Source organism: Aeromonas sp. Prich7-2 (genome assembly GCF_017939255.1).
GTDB classification, from domain to species: Bacteria; Pseudomonadota; Gammaproteobacteria; order Enterobacterales; family Aeromonadaceae; genus Aeromonas; species Aeromonas caviae.
This window is the reverse complement of the sequence record NZ_JAGKRI010000310.1, coordinates 17,263-18,639: the sequence shown is the minus strand read 5'-3', so window position 1 is coordinate 18,639 and position 1,377 is coordinate 17,263. Positions and strand designations below refer to the sequence as shown.

The window sequence follows — 1,377 nt, the reverse complement described above, 5'->3', positions numbered from 1 at the left end:
CGTGGCAGGAAATAACAGAGAAGTTGGAGTGGGCAATGGTGTATTTATCCAAAAACGGCAAAAAGAGTAGGCAGAGAAAATCCAAGCAAAACAACACGTTAGACGGTATTATTAATTCGCTTGCCGCTTAAGGTTCTGTACATGATAAATGCATTAGGTTCCTTCATTGGCAAGCCATTCTTGGATACCGAAGAGTCGAGTACGGTATAAGTTACTTTTATTTTGTTGTCTCTATCTTCATCAGCTTCTACGACCACATACCCGTCTTTAATAAAAACGTCATGAACGCCCCCACAGGTTAAAAGTGAAGGACTGAAAAAAACACCCTCCTCTTTTATAGTGACTATGGACAGTTCACTTTCACAACCACTTCCGCCCGTAAATCCTTTTAGCAGTATTATGGATTTATGTTCTTCATCAGGATTTGAAAGTCGTGTTGCCTCAATCTGCACATAAGAGTCTGAACTACCTAGATAATTGTTGTTGAATTTGAAAGTTCTCTCCATAGAAGACTGGTCTTCCGTGATAACAAATGTTCCATATGGTGAGTCAAAGCTCATTGAGTCGGCTATTGCTGGTAATGATAAAAACAGTAATGCTAAATTTAGTCTTTGCATAGGTTATCCTTGTCCTTACTCATATAACACGATTTCCATTGTGTAGATACATATGCCGTTCACTATAGATAGTGATGTGACTTTTAAACTATTTCGGGAGTGATTACGCTCCATTTATTATAAAAGCATCGCTTGCCTACTTATTGCTCAGCAAACTATCCTAGCCGATGCTGTAGGGATGTAAAAGTTAAAGAATGAAAAATTTATGTAAAGTGTCAACAAATAAATTGCAGATGGTAAAGCTGGCAATATGGGCGACTCCGTGCTGGTTTTAACCAAAATATGGCTAGGCTGTATGTACAGATCTAGTTATCACCTGACACCGGCCTCAAACCGGTGTCTTGTTTACGCTACTTTAGTGCGCACTTCCTTCGGTATCAATTTCAGACCCTTTTTGAACATGCTGTAGGGGGTTTGACCCTCCATCATCCTGCCCTGATGTGGCCGCTGGGTGTTGTAGTGATCCAGATAGCTGTCCAGGTCTGTCTGCATCTGCTCCACTGATTCATACCAGGTCGTCCTCCCCTTGATACGGAAGTGTTCATCCAGCAGGGTGCGATGTAGCCGCTCGATAAAGCCGTTGCTCTGCGGCCTGCGTACCTTGGTGGTCCGGTGCTCAATCCCCTCCAGTTGCAGGAACAGCTCGTAGGGGTGATGGTCAGGGCGCCCGCAGAACTCGCGCCCGTTGTCCGACAGGATGGTATAGACCCGCGCCTCGTGAGCCTCGAAGAACGGCAGGACCGTTTCGTTGAGCACATGG

At 44.4% G+C, this 1,377-nt stretch carries 2 protein-coding genes; both read right to left on the bottom strand.

The window, feature by feature from the left end; translation table 11 throughout:
- Positions 1-98 precede the first annotated feature (98 nt).
- Complete coding sequence (locus tag J9892_RS22390) at positions 99-617, bottom strand: hypothetical protein (protein ID WP_210539053.1); 519 nt, start codon at positions 615-617, stop codon at positions 99-101.
- A gap of 345 nt (positions 618-962) precedes the next feature.
- Positions 963-1,377 (bottom strand): integrase core domain-containing protein (locus tag J9892_RS24910; RefSeq protein WP_246876742.1); only part of this gene is annotated, 415 nt, incomplete at its 5' end.